The organism is Kosakonia sp. CCTCC M2018092 (assembly GCF_003864115.1).
GTDB lineage: Bacteria > Pseudomonadota > Gammaproteobacteria > Enterobacterales > Enterobacteriaceae > Kosakonia > Kosakonia cowanii.
On record NZ_CP034225.1, the window covers coordinates 3365746 to 3383163 of the forward strand.

Below are 17418 nucleotides of genomic sequence, written 5' to 3' on the forward strand. Positions count from 1 at the left end.
ATCTCCTGTTAAACATTAATGAAATTCAAATCAATGTGTTAACAAGTCTCTATTCGCGAAAACGGCAAAAGCGGATGGTGGCCGGAGGGCCAGCGGCAGGCGGGGTTAATACCCAGCTGCGCGAAGTGATAGCAGAACAAACGGGTTCGGCAATCGCCAGCGTCAGCGTGGCGGGCAGCGCCGCTAGCGAAGGGTAATGGCTCTCTTTTTGCACCTGATCGGGCACGCAGTGCTTCTCGCAGAGCGGCGCTTTCATCACGTAGGCTTTGGGCGCGTCATCACCCATTGCCAGATGGTGCAGATGCTGCTGCGCCATCGCTTCACTCGGTACCGGAAGCGTGCAGCCGTGAGAGGCAATCGCCATCTGGCTCTGAATCAGCAGCCAACCCAATGCGATAAGCAGCATTAATAAATGCCGCTTAATAAAGCGCAATCGGTAGAGCCAGGCTGCGTGCATAACATCGCCGTGGGTGAGTGAAGGTAACGGCGAGTATAAGCAGCCCGCTTTCTATTTTTAAAGGCTTTTTTAGTGAATTTTGCTGTCAAATCAAACTGAAACGAAAAACGCCAAAACAATTAACCAACCGTTATCACGAATAAAACATAACTGCCGAAATTCATTAGCCTGAATTATCGTTTCGCCAGTATTTATTTTTCTGATTTATAACAATTCACGTAATATTGCGCGCAATGCAGCGCTTTGTTGATTTTAATCAGCTATCACGCCGTCGTTATTCGGCACATTGCGGTGCAGTTTTGATTACTTTACTTTTTTTTGTCCAACCTCCGGGACCCAATATGATTTCAACCCTGATTGAGCTGTTGATCGGCGTCGTGGTAATTGTCGGCGTCGCCCGCTACATCATTAAAGGCTACTCCGCCACAGGCGTACTGTTTGTCGGCGGTCTGGCGTTATTGATCGTCAGCGCGCTGATGGGCCACTCAATATTACCCTCCAGCGCCACCAGCACCGGTTATCGCGCTACCGACATTGTCGAATATATAAAAATCCTGCTGATGAGCCGCGGCGGCGATCTCGGCATGATGATCATGATGCTGTGCGGTTTTGCAGCCTACATGACGCACATTGGCGCTAACGATATGGTGGTTAAGCTGGCGTCGCGCCCGCTGCGCTTTATCAACTCGCCCTATATCCTGATGATTGCCGCCTACTTTGTCGCCTGCCTGATGTCACTGGCGGTCTCTTCGGCAACCGGCCTCGGCGTGCTGTTGATGGCGACGCTCTTCCCGGTGATGGTCAATGTCGGCATCAGCCGCGGCGCGGCGGCGGCGATTTGCGCCTCCCCGGCAGCGATTATTCTCTCGCCGACCTCCGGCGATGTGGTGCTGGCAGCGAAAGCCGCAGAGATGCCGCTGGTTGATTTCGCCTTCAAAACTACCCTGCCGATCTCTATCGCCGCGATTATCGCCATGGCTATCGCTCACTTCTTCTGGCAGCGCTACCTTGATAAGAAAGAGAACATCGTCAGCGAAATGCTGGATGTGAAAGAGATCACCACCCGAGCGCCCGCTTTTTACGCCATCCTGCCCTTTACGCCAATCATCGGCGTGCTGATTTTTGACGGCAAATGGGGCCCGGAGCTGCACATCATTACCATCCTCGTGATCTGTATGCTGATTGCCGCAGTGCTGGAATTTTTGCGCGGCTTTAATACGCAGAATGTCTTCAGCGGGCTGGAAGTGGCCTGGCGCGGCATGGCCGATGCCTTTGCCGGTGTCGTGATGCTGCTGGTTGCTGCGGGCGTCTTCGCCCAGGGGCTGAGCACCATCGGCTTTATCCAGAGCCTGATCTCCATTGCTACCTCGTTCGGTTCCGCGAGCATTATTTTGATGCTGGTGCTGGTGATCCTCACCATGCTGGCAGCCATGACGACGGGTTCCGGCAACGCACCGTTTTACGCGTTTGTGGAGATGATCCCAAAACTGGCGCGCGAAGCGGGCATCAACCCGGCTTATCTGTCGATTCCAATGTTGCAGGCCTCCAACCTCGGTCGCACCATTTCTCCGGTCTCCGGCGTGGTGGTTGCCGTTGCCGGGATGGCAAATATTTCGCCTTTTGAAGTGGTAAAACGCACCTCCGTGCCGATTCTGGTTGGCCTGGTGGTGGTGATTGTCGCTACCGAAATCCTCGTGCCTGGCGCAGCGGTTCACTAACCCTGCCGGGTTTCAGAAGTTGAAAAAGCGCCTGCCCGGCGCTTTTTTTATGGTTTAATAACCTATGGCAATTATCTGGACCCATTAATCAGGAACTGAAATGTTTAAAAAGGGACTCTTCATCAGCACAGGCATTGCCGCGCTACTCTTTACTTCTGCCTATGCCGCACCGCTGCAACCGAAGCAGTATGGCGATTTTGATCGCTACGTGCTGGCGCTCTCCTGGCAGACCGGTTTTTGCCAGAGCATGCACGATAACGGGCGCGACGAGCCTGACGAGTGCCGCCTGCAAAAATCCCCCGACGACAAAGCCGATAATTTGACGGTGCACGGTTTATGGCCGGGCCTGCCGAAATCGATCGCCGCGCGCGGCGTCGATAACCGCCGCTGGATGCGCTTTGGCTGCGCCACGCGCCCGATCCCCAATATGCCGGAAGCGAAAACCAGCCAGAAATGCGCGGCGGCAGAGACCGGTTTATCGCTGGAGATGGCAGATAAACTCAACGCCGCCATGCCCGGCTCCGGCGGTAACTCCTGCCTTGAGCGTTATGAATATGCCAAGCACGGCGTCTGTTTCGGCTTCGATCCCGATGACTATTTTGGCGCGATGGTACGTCTGAATCATGAGATCAAAACCAGCCCGCTCGGGGTATTTCTTGCCAATAACTACGGCAAAGCGATCACCCGCGCCGCCTTTGATTCTGCCGTCGCCGAGGCTTACGGTAAGCAGAGCGTAAAAGCGGTGAAACTCACCTGCAACGGCAACCCGGCCTATTTGACCGAGATGCAGGTTGCCATCAAAGCCGAAGCGATTAACGCGCCGCTCTCTGGCCGCTCGCTGCTGCCACAGCCGCACCCCGGCAACTGTGGTGATCACTTTATCCTCGACAGCGCGGGTTACTGATCGCTGCGGAATAATCATAATTGAGGCAAATGTGCGCCTGGTCACTTCACAGCATGGGGCCGGGTTAGTATCATCAGCTTTAGACAAACCCTCGCTGCCCGTCGGCGAGGGTTTTTCTTTGGATCAATCACCTGACACGGAGTAAGAGATGTCCAGACCTGCCATTATCATTAATGAGCGAGACGCTGAGCGCCTTGACCGCTTGCTGGAGCAGCCTGCACATGCCAGCCTTGCGGTCGCGGATGCGCTGAATGAGGAGTTGGATCGCGCGAATATGTGCGCGCCAGAAGCGATGCCGCATGATGTGGTGACGATGAACAGCACGGTAAAATTCCGCGAGCTGAAAAGCGGTGAAATCCGCGTGCGTACGCTGGTCTACCCGGCGCAGATGACAGACAGCGCCACACAGCTGTCGGTACTGGCCCCGGTGGGCGCGGCGCTGTTAGGTTTACGTGTTGGTGATTCCATTCACTGGACGTTGCCGGGGGGAACCACCACCGACCTTGAAGTGCTGGAGCTGCTTTACCAGCCCGAAGCCGCTGGCGATTTCATGCTCTGATCCCCGCCCTGCTTTGTTTTGCAGAGGATGCGCCCGCATCCTCTTTCCGGCGCCCGCCATTGTTCAGATTTGCCACCCATGCAGCAAAATCCCCCCTCTCTTTGTGCTTCAATTCCCGGGACATAACCCACAGGGAGACGCGTTTATGTATCAGACAATCATTATGCCGGTCGATATTTTCGAAATGGAGTTAAGTGATAAAGCCGTTCGTCACGCCGAATTCCTCGCCCAGAGCGAAGGTGTTATTCACCTGCTGCATGTGTTACCCGCTTCCGCCAGCCTGAGCCTGCACCGCTTCGCCGCCGATTTACGCCGCTTTGAGGAGCATCTGCACCAGGAGGCGCAAACCCGCCTCGAGAGTATGCGAAGCCATTTCTCTATCGATCCTTCGCGCATTCATACCCACGTTCGCTTCGGTAGCGTGCGCGATATGGTCAATGAGCTTGGCGAAGAGCTGCATGCGGATATGGTGGTGATCGCCTCGCGCAACCCCTCCATCAGCACCCATTTGCTCGGCTCCAATGCCTCCAGCGTGGTGCGCCACGCGCATATTCCGGTGTTGGTCGTGCGGTAGATTGTGCTTATTGCCGGATGGCGCTGACGCTTATCCGGCCTACAAACGGCGGCGATCACCGTAGGCCGGATAAGCGGCAGCGCCATCCGGCAAAAAAGAGGCACAACCCCGTAGGCCGGATAAGCGCCAGCGCCATCCGGCAAAAAAGAGGCACAACCCCGTAGGCCGGATAAGCGCCAGCGCCATCCGGCAAAAAAGGGGCATCCAACCCCGTAGGCCGGATAAGCGCCAGCGCCATCCGGCAAAAAAGAGGCACAACCCCGCAGGCCGGATAAGTGCCAGCGCCATCCGGCAAAAAAGAGGCACCCAACCCCGTAGGCCGGATAAGCGTTAGCGCCATCCGGCAAAAAAGAGGCACCCAACTCCGTAGGCCGGATAAGCGCCAGCGCCATCCGGCAAAAAAGAGGCACCCAACCCCGTAGGCCGGATAAGCGGCAGCGCCATCCGGCAAGAAGGAGGCACCCAACCCGTAATCCGGCTTCATCCGGGCAAAAAAAAAAGCTGCCTTGCGGCAGCTTTTTATATGCAGGTGACTCTTACTCTCTTATTTTTGCTTACGCTTTGGTGCGGATCAGGTAATCAAACGCGCTCAGCGACGCTTTAGCACCCTCGCCGGTAGCGATAATGATCTGTTTGTACGGCACCGTGGTGCAATCACCCGCCGCAAATACGCCTTTAACGCTGGTTTCGCATTTGGCGTCGATAATGATTTCGCCCATGCGGTTGCGTTCAATCGCGCCTTCCAGCCAGGTGGTGTTCGGCAGCAGACCGATCTGAACGAAGATCCCCGCCAGCGCAACCTGATGCACATCGCCGCTCACGCGGTCGCGGTACTCAAGGCCGGTCACTTTGGTGCCGTCGCCTTTCACTTCGGTGGTCTGCGCATTCAGAACGATATCGACGTTCTTCAGGCTGCGAACTTTATCCTGCAACACCTGATCCGCTTTCATCTCCGGAGCAAACTCCAGCAGCGTCACGTGTTCAACAATCCCGGCCAGATCGATAGCCGCTTCCACGCCGGAGTTACCGCCGCCGATCACCGCCACGCGCTTGCCTTTAAACAGCGGGCCGTCGCAGTGCGGGCAGTAGGTCACACCTTTGGTGCGATACTGAGCTTCGCCCGGCACGTTCATGTTGCGCCATTTCGCACCGGTCGCAATGATGACAGTACGCGCTTTCAGCACCGCGCCAGATGCGGTTTCAATCTGATGCAGGCCGCCTTCAACCGACGCCGGAACCAGCTTGCTGGCGCTCTGGCTGTCGATCACGTCAACATCATAATCCGCAACGTGCGCTTTCAGGGCGCCCGCGAACTGCTGGCCTTCGGTTTTCGGCACGGAGATGTAGTTTTCAATATCAACGGTATCGAGCACCTGGCCGCCGAAGCGTTCGCCCATCAAACCGGTACGAATGCCTTTACGGGCAGAGTAGACGGAGGCCGCTGCGCCCGCCGGGCCGGAGCCGACAATCAGCACATCGTAAGCGTCGCGTTTGTTCAGCTCTTCCGCCGCACGTTTTTCCGCGCCGGTATCAATTTTCGCCACGATCTCTGTCAGCGTCATACGACCCTGACCAAACTCCTGACCGTTAACATAGACCGCCGGAACGCCCATCACGTTGCGATCGGTGATCTCGTTCTGGAAAGTGCCGCCGTCAATCGCCGTGTGCTTGATGCGCGGGTTCAGCACCGACATCAGGTTCAGCGCCTGCACCACGTCCGGGCAGTTGTGGCAGGAGAGCGAGTAGTAAGTCTCGAACTCAAAGTCGCCGTCGATATCGCGGATCTGCTCCAGCAGCGCCTGCGCCTCTTTCGACGGATGACCGCCGGTCCACAGCAGCGCCAGCACCAGCGAAGTAAATTCATGCCCCAGCGGAGAGCCAGCAAAGCGCGGGCCAGTGTGCGAGCCTGGGTTGGTGATCAGGAAAGAGGGCTTACGCACCGCCAGGGTGTTGTCCTCTTTAAAGGTCACTTTGTCAGAGAGCTCGGCGATTTCGCCCAGCAGCTCTTTAATTTCGGTAGATTTCGCGCTGTCATCCAGCGTCGCGATCAACTCAACAGACTTGGTCAGTTTCTCAAGATAAGCCTTGAGCTGGGTTTTCATTGTGGTGTCGAGCATGTCGGTATCCTTCTCTTAAAACATCATCATGCAAGCCGATTTTGCGACTGCACTAATGCAACTTGCATCATGGTGCTGAATAAAACGGGCGCCCAAAAAGCACCCGTATCATAGATAATTTCCTAAGAGTCTTGCGTCAGAGCGATGCCAGCAAAGCTATGGCGCGAAAGACGAAGGAAATTTAGATTTTGCCAACCAGGTCCAGGGAAGGAGCCAGGGTCGCTTCGCCTTCTTTCCACTTAGCCGGGCACACTTCGCCTGGGTGAGAAGCAACATACTGAGCCGCTTTGATTTTACGCAGCAGGTCAGATGCGTCACGGCCGATGCCTTCAGCGGTCACTTCGATAGCCTGGATGATGCCCTGCGGGTCAACGATGAAGGTACCGCGGTCTGCCAGACCTTCGTCTTCACGCATGATTTCGAAGTTACGGGTCAGGGCACCAGTCGGGTCGCCGATCATCGCGTATTTGATTTTCGCGATGGTGTCAGAGCTGCTGTGCCATGCTTTGTGCGTGAAGTGGGTGTCGGTGGAAACAGAGTAAACGTCAACGCCCAGTTTCTGCAGTTCTTCGTAGTGGTCAGCCACGTCGCCCAGTTCAGTCGGGCATACGAAGGTGAAGTCAGCCGGGTAGAAGAAGAAGACGCTCCAGCGGCCTTCGGTATCTTTCTCGGTTACTTCGATGAATTCACCGTTTTTGAACGCCTGGTTTTTGAAAGGTTTGATCTTGGTGTTAATTAAGGACATCTATACTTCCTCCGTGTTTTCGTTGGGGCATAAGTTAACGAACTTTGCTTACGACGGCTAATGCGTTTGCATTATCAAATCAATAAGCGTTAGCTAACAAACGCCAACGAACAACTCTGTGAACAGACATGAGCCAAAAGTAAAAAGGCCACCGGTACGGGTGGCCTCAATATCTGAAATACCCGCGGGTGACTTCAGTGCCAGCACGCTGGCTGTGCGATACGCCTGCCATCTGTCGACGGCAAACAGGGTTGATTACACCACTCCCCTGGGAGTTCGACAATCATTATTCCCTGTCTCTTGCCTATGGCTGTGATAGGTTTAGCCTTTCTTACCTTTACCCACTGAATTGATAAGGATTTTTATGCTCAAGCGCCTGTTAATGCTGACCCTGCTGCCGCTGACCCTGCACGCCGAAGATCTACCCGCGCCGGTTAAAGCCATTGAAAAGCAAGGCATTACCATCATTAAATCCTTTAATGCACCGGGTGGTATGAAAGGCTATCTGGGTAAATATCAGGAGATGGGCGTCACCATCTACGTCACGCCGGACGGCAAACACGCCATCTCGGGCTATATGTATGACGACGCGGGCACCAATCTCAGCGAAAAGCTGTTCAATCAGGAGCTCTATGGCCCGGCCGGGCGCGAACTCTGGCAGCGGATGGAGAAAGCAGACTGGATCCTCGATGGGCAAAAAACCGCACCGCGCGTGGTTTACGTCTTTGCCGACCCCTATTGCCCCTACTGCAAACAGTTCTGGCAGCAGGCGCGCCCGTGGGTGGAGTCCGGCAAGGTGCAGATCCGCACCTTAATGGTCGGCGTGATCAAACCGGAAAGCCCGGCGGCCGCGGCGGCAATCCTCAGCGCGAAAGATCCGGCCAAAAGCTGGCATGAGTATGAGCAGTCGAACGGCAAAATGACGCTGGCGCTGCCGAAAACCATCCCGCCAGCGATTATGCGCTCGCTCAATCTCAATCAGAAAATCATGGACGATCTCGGGGCCAACGCCACACCCGCTATCTACTATATGAATGAAGAGAATGTGCTCCAGCAGGCGGTCGGCCTGCCGGATGCGGAAAAGCTCAAAACGATTATGGGCGAGAAGTAAGCCGCTACAGCGTGCAGAGGCGCTCTGCCGCCGCCAGCAGCGTCGATTCCTGTTTCGCAAAGCAGAGGCGAATCAGCTTATGCGGGAAGGGATCGGCGCAGAACACCGACAGCGGAATAGCCGCCACACCCACCTCTTTGGTCAGCCACTGGCAAAACGCGACATCATCGAGATCGGAGATGGCGCTGTAATCCGCCAGCAAAAAGTAGGTTCCTTCGCAGGGCAAAATCTCCAGCTTGCTCTCTCGCAACGCATTGACCAGCACGTCACGACGCGCGCGGTAAAACGCCGGCAACTCGCGGTAGTGCTGCGGCTCGGCGCGCAGCATATCGGCCAGCGCCAGCTGCGCCGGGGTGTTCACCGAAAAGGTTAAGTACTGGTGCACTTTGCGCAGCTCAGCGCTGATGGCGGTGGGCGCAATGCAGTACCCCACTTTCCAGCCGGTCATATGATAGGTTTTGCCAAACGACGACACGGCAACGGCGCGCTCGCGCAGCTGCGGATGCTTCAGCACGCTGGCATGCCCGTCCTCGGCAAAGCAGATATGCTCGTAGACTTCATCGCTCAGCACATAGATCTCCTGCTCGGCAATCGCCTGCCACAGTGCGGCAAAATCGGCCTCCTGCCACACCGTCGCCGACGGGTTGTGCGGCGTATTAACAATCACCAGCCGGGTGCGATCGCTGAGCAGCGCGGCGAAAGCCTGCCAGTCAACGCGAAAGTGCGGCGGTTGCAGAGCGATGCGCTTCAGCACCCCGCCAGAGAGTTCAACCGCAGGCGCGTAGCTGTCGTAACTCGGATCGAAACAGATCACCTCATCGCCCTCGCGCACCAGGGCGGTGATCGCCGCATAGAGCGCTTCCGTCGCCCCGGCGGTGACGGTAATGTCGCTGTTCACGTCCGGCTGATGGCCATAAAGCGCCGCCGTTTTCTCGGCAATCGCTTCGCGCAATGCCTGCACGCCGGTCATCGGCGCATATTGATTCGCCCCCTGCGCAACGTGATACGCCAGCCGCTCCTGCAAATAGCGCGGGCCGTCAAAATCCGGGAAGCCTTGTGAAAGATTAATCGCCTGATGCTGCTGGGCGAGCGCACTCATTTGCGTGAAGATGGTGGTGCCTAAAGCGGGGAGTTTACTCTCAGGAATCAAAGGTTTATTGCGCATCTTTTCGTGCCTGCTGTCGAGACTCAAGTTGCCGCCACTATAACACGATGCTAGTATTTGGCAATCAAGACGCTTAGACGTCTATATCACAACGATATTCCTGATAAGGAAACGCGATGACCGACAACCTGCAACTCCAGCAACTTGTTTCTGCCTGCCACTGGATCGGCGCCAAAGGGTGGGCACCCGCGACGGGCGGTAATATGTCCCTGCGCCAGAGTGCCGAATGGTGCTGGCTGAGCGAGTCCGGCAAAGATAAAGGCAGCCTGACGCCGGAGGACTTTTTGCAGGTTTCCATCGCCGATAACCATGCGCCATCCGGGCGCAAACCCTCCGCCGAAACCGGTCTGCATACCCTGATTTACCGCCTCTACCCTGACGCTAACGCGGTGCTACATGTGCACACCGTCAACGCCACCGTGCTGTCGCGGGTGGAGAAAAGCGCCGCGCTGCAACTGAGCGGGTATGAGATGCAAAAATCCCTCAGCGGGCAGCAGACGCATCTCGATAGCGTGCCGATTGCGATTTTCGATAACGATCAGGATATCGACGCCCTCGCCGGGCGCATCGCCGCTTATGCCGAATCAAACCCGTTACGTTATGGTTTTCTGCTGCGCGGCCACGGGTTAACCTGCTGGGGGCGCGACGTCGCCGAAGCGCGCCGTCACCTCGAAGGGCTGGAGTTTTTATTTGAATGCGAATTGCAGCGCCGACTGCTGGAGAGATTATGATCCGCGCGATTGTCACCGATATAGAAGGCACCACCAGCGATATCCGCTTTGTGCATAACGTTCTCTTCCCCTACGCCCGCGAGCGGCTGGCGGGTTTTGTCACCGCGCAGCAGTACCAGGAGCCGGTCAGTACCATTCTCGATAATCTGCGGGAAGAGATTGCACAGCCGAACGCCACCAGCGCAGAGCTTATCGAAGTGCTGTTTTCATTTATGGATGAAGACCGTAAATCGACGGCGTTGAAAGCATTGCAGGGCATTATCTGGCGCGATGGCTACGTGAACGGCGATTTTACCGGCCACCTCTACCCGGATGTGCTGCCCGCGCTGGAGAACTGGAAAGCGCAGGGCATTGATCTCTATGTATATTCCTCTGGCTCCGTTACTGCGCAAAAACTGTTATTTGGCTACAGCGACGAAGGTGATATTACTCATCTCTTCAGCGGCTATTTCGACACGCTGGTCGGTGCGAAGCGCGAAGTGCAGTCCTATCGCAATATCGCCGCACAGCTTGCGCTCCCGCCCTCTTCTATTCTCTTCCTCTCCGACATTCATCAGGAGCTGGACGCTGCCGAAGAGGCTGGTTTTCGCACCACGCAACTGATTCGCGATGATGATGACGCAGCCAGCCATCATCACCAGGTTAACTCATTCAGCACCATCAAGCCGGAGCAGATCCCCTCATGAGCGCACTGACGATTTACACCGACACCGATGCCAGCACGCCGGTATGGCACAGCACCGACGCCACAGAGATTCAGCAGAAGTTGAATGCGAAAGCGGTGCGCTTTGAGCGCTGGCAGGCCGACCGCGATTTGGGCGCTAACCCAACACCGGAAACGGTGATCAACGCCTATCAGCACGCTATCGACAAGCTGGTGGAGGAGAAAGGTTATCAGAGCTGGGACGTGATCAGCCTGCGCGCCGACAACCCGCAAAAAGAGGCGCTGCGCAGCAAGTTCCTCAGCGAACATACTCATGGCGAAGATGAAGTGCGTTTCTTCGTTGAAGGCGCCGGGCTCTTCTGCCTGCATATCGGCAACGAGGTCTACCAGGTGCTGTGCGAGAAGAACGATCTCATCTCCGTTCCCGCCGGCACACCGCACTGGTTTGATATGGGTTCGGAACCCAACTTCACGGCGATCAGGATTTTTGATAATCCCGAGGGGTGGATCGCGCAGTTTACCGGTGATGCGATTGCGGATGGGTATCCGAGATTGGCGTAAATCCTTTCTAAAAAATATTAGTCACATATCACTTCTAATATCGCGCTTTCATAAAAATGATAGCGCGCCTCTTGAAAATCTATAATCCTTTATTTTTAGTTATGATTTGACACCACTATTAGACTAATTAGCTAATTTATTTAAGCTAGCTTATGCAGGATTCTTAAGACCCTACTTACATGCACACCTCTCTTTTTCAAAGCCATTAAAAAATAAAATAACTATAAAAATCAATACTTTAATTTGATGATTATTTTTTCTTGATTTACATCACTGGATCTTTCTTATCAAAACATCTATTGTTTTTGAGAATATTCTTAAAAAGGGAAGTCCATGAAAATAATAACTTTATATAATCATAAGGGTGGCGTTTCAAAAACAACGACTACGTTCAACTTATGTAGTTATTTAGCAGGTAAGGGAAAAAGAGTACTGATGGTTGATGCCGACCCTCAGTGTAACCTCACTGAAATATCAATGGCTAGACAAATAAAAGAGCTTGATGAGGAATCTGCGAAGTTAAAGGAAATAAAAGAACTCCCAGGCACAAATATCTTGGAAATATTAAACCAGCGTATTAAAGGGGATTCAGCATTCATAGACCTCGATAAAGTAACTGTGTGCAATATTAATAAAAACCTTGATTTAATTAGAGGATCTGTTGATCTTTCTTCAATAGAGGATGATCTTGCTGAGTCTCATGTACAAAGATTAAGTCAAAGAACTAATCTTATGAGAACATATATTGCTGTAGGTGATTTTTTAGTCCGTATTGCTGATAAACATAAATACGATTATGTTTTTGTTGATGTTGGCCCTAGTTCAGGGGCATTAACTCGTTCTTTCTTTTTAGCTTGTGATGCATTCTTCATTCCAGTAGCTCCTGACAGATTTAATGTTCAAGCAATTTCCACCCTAAGCCATATTATTGATCGTTGGATCAAAGAACATAGACAGGCTGTTCAAACTTACCTAGAGCTTGGGTTGCCTATCAGACATGGGAATCCCGCCTTTTTAGGCTGTATCGTCCAAGCCTTTAAAAAGTTTGCAGGTGTTGCTAAGCCAGGCTATCAAATGTGGATGGATAGGATACCGTTAGAGGTTGAAAAAAAAATAAAATTAGTGATTGATGAAGATAAGTATTTACCAGAGTTCGAACAAAAATCTCACTCTCAGTCAGTCGTTATAAAAATACCTGATTTCAACCAGTTAGCACCTCTCATGCAAGAAGTTGGGAAAGCAGTTTTCAATATTGATAAATCTGACACAGCGTTAATAACTAAGAGCGGCAAACCATGGATGGGTAATAACTGGACAAAAGCAAAAACAAGAATGGAGTTGTATGAAGAATTATTTAAAACTGCCGCAGATTGCATTTCAAAATATGAAGAAAAAGGCGTTTAAATGGAACTTAAAACATACTTCGTAGCATATATAGATATACTAGGTTTTAAAAGTATAGTTGAAAAAGAAAAAAACAGTGGCTTTGAAGGCAATCTCTTGAATAAGCTTCATGCTTGTCATTTAGAGTGCGAAAGAATTTTCAGGTTGTCTGGTATGGATCTTACTCAATTTTCTGATTCAATTGTTATTTCTCTGCCTTATAAGCCTGAAGATTTTGTTCATTTTGCTACCACTGTTTCAGTTTACCAAAAACATCTCATTAAAGAAGGTATACTTTGCAGAGGTGGGATTGCTATAAATAAACACTTCAGTCAGGCCTCATTTCTTTTTAGCCCTGCATTAATAGATGCATTTTATGTGGAAAGCGAGAGGGCAATATACCCAAGGATTGTGATATCAAACGACGTAATTGACTTGCTTTATCCACATGGGACGTATCCTGATATAATTTGCAAAGAGTATGACGGCTTGTTTTTTATCAATTTTCTAAATGGCGAAACCAGTGATTCCTTTAGTCAAACACTTTCTGAACTAGTCAACAACTGCTTAGGCAAGGCTGACCCTTCAATAATTCAAAAAGGTATTTGGCTTGCTAATTACTCAGACTGGGCATTGAGCACGTCTTTCTCCCCGCAACGCTTTGAAATTAGCAATTAAATGAGCCCCTGGGAATAAAGATCATCTGATCTATTCCCAGCTCTCTCACAATTTCATTTATATTTCACTCATATAGCTGATATCAGATTTTATTGAATCCTATCATTTCATTTTTTCCTCTCGCACTAGCAACTCTTTCCTAATAACTCGCTTAATCCAGGCAGAAAGCGTCGCATCGCCATCTTCCTTAAGCGCGCGCTGCATCGCTTCCTCCAGTTCCGGTTCTACACGAAGTGCGATCTGTTTATTGCCCTTTTTTTTAAATGATACGGTTGACATGTGTCAGACACCAATTTAGAGTTACGTAGTCGGCGAGTGTATGACACTTGTCGTACGAAAACAACGAAGCCCACAGGCGCTACCAACACCTGCGGGCCTCTAACCACACCATTACTGGAGGTAATGCTATGGCTGTTGCCAATCGTATCATGCACGGATATCTAAAGCCCAATCCCTTCTCCGCTAACCCTTTTACTTGCCTTTCTCTTCCCCATCACCTTGTTGTACCGGAGGTGCAAAATGCTGCCTGACACAAATATTTTGTCCTCGGAACTCCGCGATCTTTTTCTCAAACTCGATGCGTCGCATTTGAGCGAGGAAGAAGCGATGGAATTGTCATTTTGTTGTGAAGAGAGCATCGCAGGGCTTTGCCATGGACTGCATTTCTTAGGCAAAACCTTTGTCTCTTTTGCTGAGAACGACACATTGCAATTCTCGCCAGAGAGCCTGTGCCAAATCGGACATAGCATCCGTACGGCAGCGAGCTTGCTCCCGGCATTGATGGAGCTTAACCGCTCAGCAGAGCGGCAAATTCTGACTGCCGAATTACAAGCTTAAGCGTTGATACCGATTCCATCTTCCATTTACTTGGGAGGTGGAGTCTTTCTAATCATCGACATGACTTACTTCAATGGATTTAGTTTTAATTAAAAATAGTTTCCTATCGTAATTAAAACCATTTTATATTTATGCTACTGAAATAAAGTTCAGCCTTAGTTAAATATTAAAAAGAAACCGCACCTACGATGTAGGATATATCCAAAAAACACATACAATTACATCGATATATTATATAAAGCAATTTCATTCGATTTATCTTTGACCGCTATCCTTTGTATTTCATCACTATTCCCCCGCAATCCGTGCCCAGATCAAAAAAGGCTTAAAAGGTTCTTCTTTTTATAATGTTCTGGCTGAAGGTTTCACTTTAGTCGCCGATAAAAATAGCATCCGCGTTGGATATGGATTGCACCTGAGGCCGTTATGACTATTTTAAGAAAATTAATTATTGTTTTTGCTATTACCTTTATTGCGATGCTTGTGCTGGGCGGATTAAGCATCAGGGCATTAGATAATGCGCAAACGCGTTTTGACTATGTTGTGTCAAATAGTCTGCCGAGCATCAGTAAGCTGAGCGAAGCGGTGCAGCACCGCGAAGAGGCAAGACGCCAGATCCTGATGTCGCTGCTGGTGACCGATGAAGCGGTGTTTACTAAACATATGGCGCAGGCGAAAGATGAGTTAAATAAAACTCGCCAGATCTTTGATGATTACCAGGCCAATCTGGTCAGCGATCCCATCGACGGCCAACTACTGAAAAAGACGCGTGATATTTTTGATAATTATGTGCAAAAAACCGAGGCTATGTCTGATACCTACCATACTCAGGGCATTGAAGCGGCGCGTCTGATGGTCTCCGACGGCGGTGTTACTGCCAATGCATCCGTGGCATTAAGTGCCGGTTTAAAAGAGATGCTGACGCATAATTACAGTATTGCGAAAGAGTATGCCGAAAATAACCATACGCAATATATCAATACTTTCTGGCTGTTGATTGGCACGATTGTTTTTCTGGTTGCGCTTGTCGCGGTCTTTGCCACGGTTATTCTGCGCTACTTAAGTAAAGGCTTAAAAAGTTTGCAGGAGAGCATGGGATTAATCAGCCACTCCCTCGATTTAACCCATAAAGTGGCGCTGAATAATAACGATGAACTCGGCGCGACGGCGACCAGTTTTAACGCGCTGATGGATAAAATCCGCCACGTGCTAGCCAGCGTAAAAGATGCCAGTAACGAAGTGGATACCGCCGCCAGCGAGATTGCCAAAAGCAATGATGACCTCTCTTCGCGCACTGAGTCGCAGGCGTCGTCGCTGGAGCAGACCGCAGCCAGCATGAATGAGCTATCGGTAACGGTGAAACACAATATGGACAACGCCAAAGAGGCGAATACTTATATTGGCCGCGTGCAGACGATGGTCAACGAAAGCCACCGCGAACTGAGCTCGCTGCAAAAATCGATTGATGATATTTCGGCTTCTTCCGCGAAGATTTCGGAAATTACAGACATCATTGATGGCATTGCGTTCCAGACCAATATCCTGGCGCTGAACGCCGCCGTTGAAGCTGCCCGCGCGGGTGAGCAAGGCAAAGGCTTTGCGGTGGTCGCAGGCGAAGTGCGCTCACTGTCACAACGCTCATCCGTTGCGGCGCGCGATATTCGTGGTCTGATTGATGAAGCGATTAAGAATGTCGGCCAGGGGGTGAATTACGCCGCCAATGTCACCACGCGCATGAACGATGCCCTTGGCGCAGTGGATGAAACTACAGTGCTGATAAACCAGGTGAATAACTCATCTACTGAGCAGAGCTACGGCATTGAACAAGTCAACGTCGCCGTCAGCCAGATGGAAGGCAACCTGCAACAGAACGCCGCGATGGTGGAAGAGATGGCCACCGCCGCCAACTCCCTCAGCCACCAGGCCGGCAAGCTGTTGAACGATGTGAACGCCTTCAGGCTGTAACCGAAATGCCATTGCCGGATGGCGGCTGACGCCTTATCCGGCCTACGCTATTCCCCGCCGGATGATGCCCAGCATCACTCCGGCATATCCGTAGGCCCGATAAGCGCAGCGCCATCGGGCAATGCTCAAGTCTGGCAGTCCTGCCACTTTATCCCCACTAAGGGATATTCCCTTCAATATCCCTTAGTGGGGATAAACGCTTTTTACCCCGCGTGTTGCTGGCGTCGCAGCTGGCTGAGCTTGCGGTATTTCTGCGGCGGCATGCCGACATACTTCTGAAAGGTGCTGTAAAAGCGGCTGCTGGAGCCGAACCCGGCGGTGAGCGCGATATCAAGGATCGTTTTATCGGTATCGCTCAGCAGCGCACGAACGTGGTTGATGCGCATGGCGGTGATGTACTGCTTCATGGTCAGCTGCATCACGCGCTGAAAAATACCCATCGCATAGTTGGGATTGAGCTTCACATGCTCGGCGATAGCGTTAATCGTCAGCACCTGATCGTAATTGACGGCAATAAATTCCAGCATCTGGCTGACGTAAAACTGCGCATGGCGCGAGACGCTGTTTTTATGGGTGCGCGAGGTTTTATTGACGAGGATCGGCTGCCAGCCGGAGAGGCTAAAGCGCTTGAGCATCAGGGCGATCTCCTCAATCGCCAGCTGGCGCAACTGCTCGTTGTCGCTGTTGAGTTCATGCTGCCAGCGCTGCACTTCAAACGCGCTTAGCTGCTGGGCGGCGAGGGATTTAATCACCATGCCGTGGGTGACGTGGTTAATCAGTTCGCGATCCAGCGGCCAGGAGAGAAACAGGTGCATCGGCAGGTTAAAAATCGCCATCTGCGTACAGTCGCCGGGGCGCGTCAGCTGGTGCGGGGTACAGGCCCAGAACAGGGTGATATACCCCTGCTTAATGCGCACCACTTCGTTATTGATCAGGTACTCGACGTCGCCATCAAACGGCACGTTCACTTCCACCTGGCCGTGCCAGTGGCTGGCGGGCATCGCCAGCGGCGCGCGCAGCTCAATCTCCATGCGCTGGTATTCCGAGTAGAGCGACAGCGGGCCGCGGGTGGTTTTCTCATCCCCGCTGCACATGTCTGCTCTGATAAGTTCTTTTGCCATCGCTCCTTCCCGCATCATCACTTTCGCGCTTCACCGCGCCCTCACCTGCTTTAGTTTAGTGAAAGTCGTTGCCATTAACTCTGCTTAAGCGCCCATTTTCTCCCGGAAACTCAGATCGCGCGCGGCGC

The 17418-nt window shown here is 52.1% G+C and carries 18 protein-coding genes; 12 read left to right on the forward strand and 6 right to left on the reverse strand.

Features of this window, described 5'->3' with window-relative positions; all coding sequences use genetic code 11:
* Positions 1 to 49: 49 nt before the first annotated feature.
* Positions 50 to 457 (reverse strand): DUF2946 domain-containing protein, encoded by a 408-nt coding sequence (locus EH164_RS16090; RefSeq protein WP_124969175.1) that lies wholly within the window; start codon positions 455 to 457, stop codon positions 50 to 52.
* 344 nt (positions 458 to 801) lie between these two features.
* Between EH164_RS16090 and dcuC the strand changes: the two genes are divergently transcribed.
* The 4 genes from dcuC (at position 802) to uspG (ending at position 4212) form a co-directional block, all read left to right on the forward strand.
* Positions 802 to 2175, forward strand: coding sequence for an anaerobic C4-dicarboxylate transporter DcuC (gene dcuC / locus EH164_RS16095; RefSeq protein WP_094193105.1), 1374 nt, complete (start codon positions 802 to 804; stop codon positions 2173 to 2175).
* Positions 2176 to 2275: 100 nt separating this feature from the next.
* Entirely contained in the window at positions 2276 to 3079 is an 804-nt protein-coding gene (gene rna, locus EH164_RS16100) for a ribonuclease I (RefSeq protein ID WP_023479946.1), read from the forward strand.
* Positions 3080 to 3227: 148 nt separating this feature from the next.
* Positions 3228 to 3638 carry a nucleoside diphosphate kinase regulator gene (gene rnk, locus EH164_RS16105; RefSeq protein WP_042715712.1) on the forward strand — a complete coding sequence of 137 codons (411 nt, stop codon included), beginning with the start codon at positions 3228 to 3230 and terminating at the stop codon, positions 3636 to 3638.
* Between the two features lie 145 nt (positions 3639 to 3783).
* A complete protein-coding gene (uspG, locus tag EH164_RS16110) occupies positions 3784 to 4212 on the forward strand; it encodes a universal stress protein UspG (protein ID WP_023479942.1) in 429 nt (142 codons plus the stop codon).
* Positions 4213 to 4766: 554 nt separating this feature from the next.
* Here uspG and ahpF read toward each other — a convergent pair.
* Entirely contained in the window at positions 4767 to 6329 is a 1563-nt protein-coding gene (gene ahpF / locus EH164_RS16115) for an alkyl hydroperoxide reductase subunit F (protein ID WP_124969177.1), read from the reverse strand.
* 181 nt (positions 6330 to 6510) lie between these two features.
* On the reverse strand, positions 6511 to 7074 hold the full coding sequence (gene ahpC / locus EH164_RS16120) for an alkyl hydroperoxide reductase subunit C (protein ID WP_023479935.1): 564 nt from the start codon (positions 7072 to 7074) through the stop codon (positions 6511 to 6513).
* Positions 7075 to 7438: 364 nt separating this feature from the next.
* On the opposite strand from ahpC, the gene dsbG reads away from it, so the two are divergent.
* Positions 7439 to 8185, forward strand: coding sequence for a thiol:disulfide interchange protein DsbG (gene dsbG, locus EH164_RS16125; protein ID WP_124969179.1), 747 nt, complete (start codon positions 7439 to 7441; stop codon positions 8183 to 8185).
* A 4-nt stretch (positions 8186 to 8189) separates the two neighbouring features.
* Here dsbG and EH164_RS16130 read toward each other — a convergent pair whose 3' ends face one another.
* Positions 8190 to 9350 carry a pyridoxal phosphate-dependent aminotransferase gene (locus tag EH164_RS16130; RefSeq protein ID WP_124969181.1) on the reverse strand — a complete coding sequence of 387 codons (1161 nt, stop codon included), beginning with the start codon at positions 9348 to 9350 and terminating at the stop codon, positions 8190 to 8192.
* A 116-nt stretch (positions 9351 to 9466) separates the two neighbouring features.
* Here EH164_RS16130 and EH164_RS16135 point away from each other — a divergent pair, with 116 nt between their 5' ends.
* From EH164_RS16135 to EH164_RS16155, 5 genes are all read left to right on the forward strand, one after another.
* Positions 9467 to 10081: a methylthioribulose 1-phosphate dehydratase gene (locus tag EH164_RS16135; protein WP_023479934.1), complete on the forward strand. Its 615-nt coding sequence runs from the start codon at positions 9467 to 9469 to the stop codon at positions 10079 to 10081.
* Complete coding sequence (gene mtnC, locus EH164_RS16140; RefSeq protein WP_124969183.1) at positions 10078 to 10767, forward strand: acireductone synthase; 690 nt, start codon at positions 10078 to 10080, stop codon at positions 10765 to 10767. The genes EH164_RS16135 and mtnC overlap by 4 nt, the downstream gene beginning before the upstream one ends.
* On the forward strand, positions 10764 to 11306 hold the full coding sequence (locus EH164_RS16145; RefSeq protein WP_124969185.1) for an acireductone dioxygenase: 543 nt from the start codon (positions 10764 to 10766) through the stop codon (positions 11304 to 11306). Before mtnC ends, EH164_RS16145 begins: the two co-directional genes overlap by 4 nt.
* 333 nt (positions 11307 to 11639) lie before the next feature.
* On the forward strand, positions 11640 to 12710 hold the full coding sequence (locus EH164_RS16150) for a ParA family protein (protein ID WP_124969187.1): 1071 nt from the start codon (positions 11640 to 11642) through the stop codon (positions 12708 to 12710).
* A complete protein-coding gene (locus EH164_RS16155; RefSeq protein WP_124969188.1) occupies positions 12711 to 13367 on the forward strand; it encodes a hypothetical protein in 657 nt (218 codons plus the stop codon).
* 102 nt (positions 13368 to 13469) lie between these two features.
* Here the strand turns inward: EH164_RS16155 and EH164_RS22600 are convergent, their stop codons facing one another.
* Complete coding sequence (locus tag EH164_RS22600; protein WP_164483621.1) at positions 13470 to 13646, reverse strand: hypothetical protein; 177 nt, start codon at positions 13644 to 13646, stop codon at positions 13470 to 13472.
* Between the two features lie 240 nt (positions 13647 to 13886).
* Here EH164_RS22600 and EH164_RS16160 point away from each other — a divergent pair, with 240 nt between their 5' ends.
* Positions 13887 to 14204, forward strand: a complete 318-nt coding sequence (locus EH164_RS16160; protein ID WP_124969190.1) for a hypothetical protein — start codon at positions 13887 to 13889, stop codon at positions 14202 to 14204.
* Positions 14205 to 14630: 426 nt separating this feature from the next.
* Complete coding sequence (locus EH164_RS16165) at positions 14631 to 16169, forward strand: methyl-accepting chemotaxis protein (protein WP_124969192.1); 1539 nt, start codon at positions 14631 to 14633, stop codon at positions 16167 to 16169.
* Between the two features lie 203 nt (positions 16170 to 16372).
* Here EH164_RS16165 and melR read toward each other — a convergent pair whose 3' ends face one another.
* Entirely contained in the window at positions 16373 to 17290 is a 918-nt protein-coding gene (gene melR, locus EH164_RS16170; protein WP_042715696.1) for a transcriptional regulator MelR, read from the reverse strand.
* Positions 17291 to 17418: the final 128 nt, after the last annotated feature.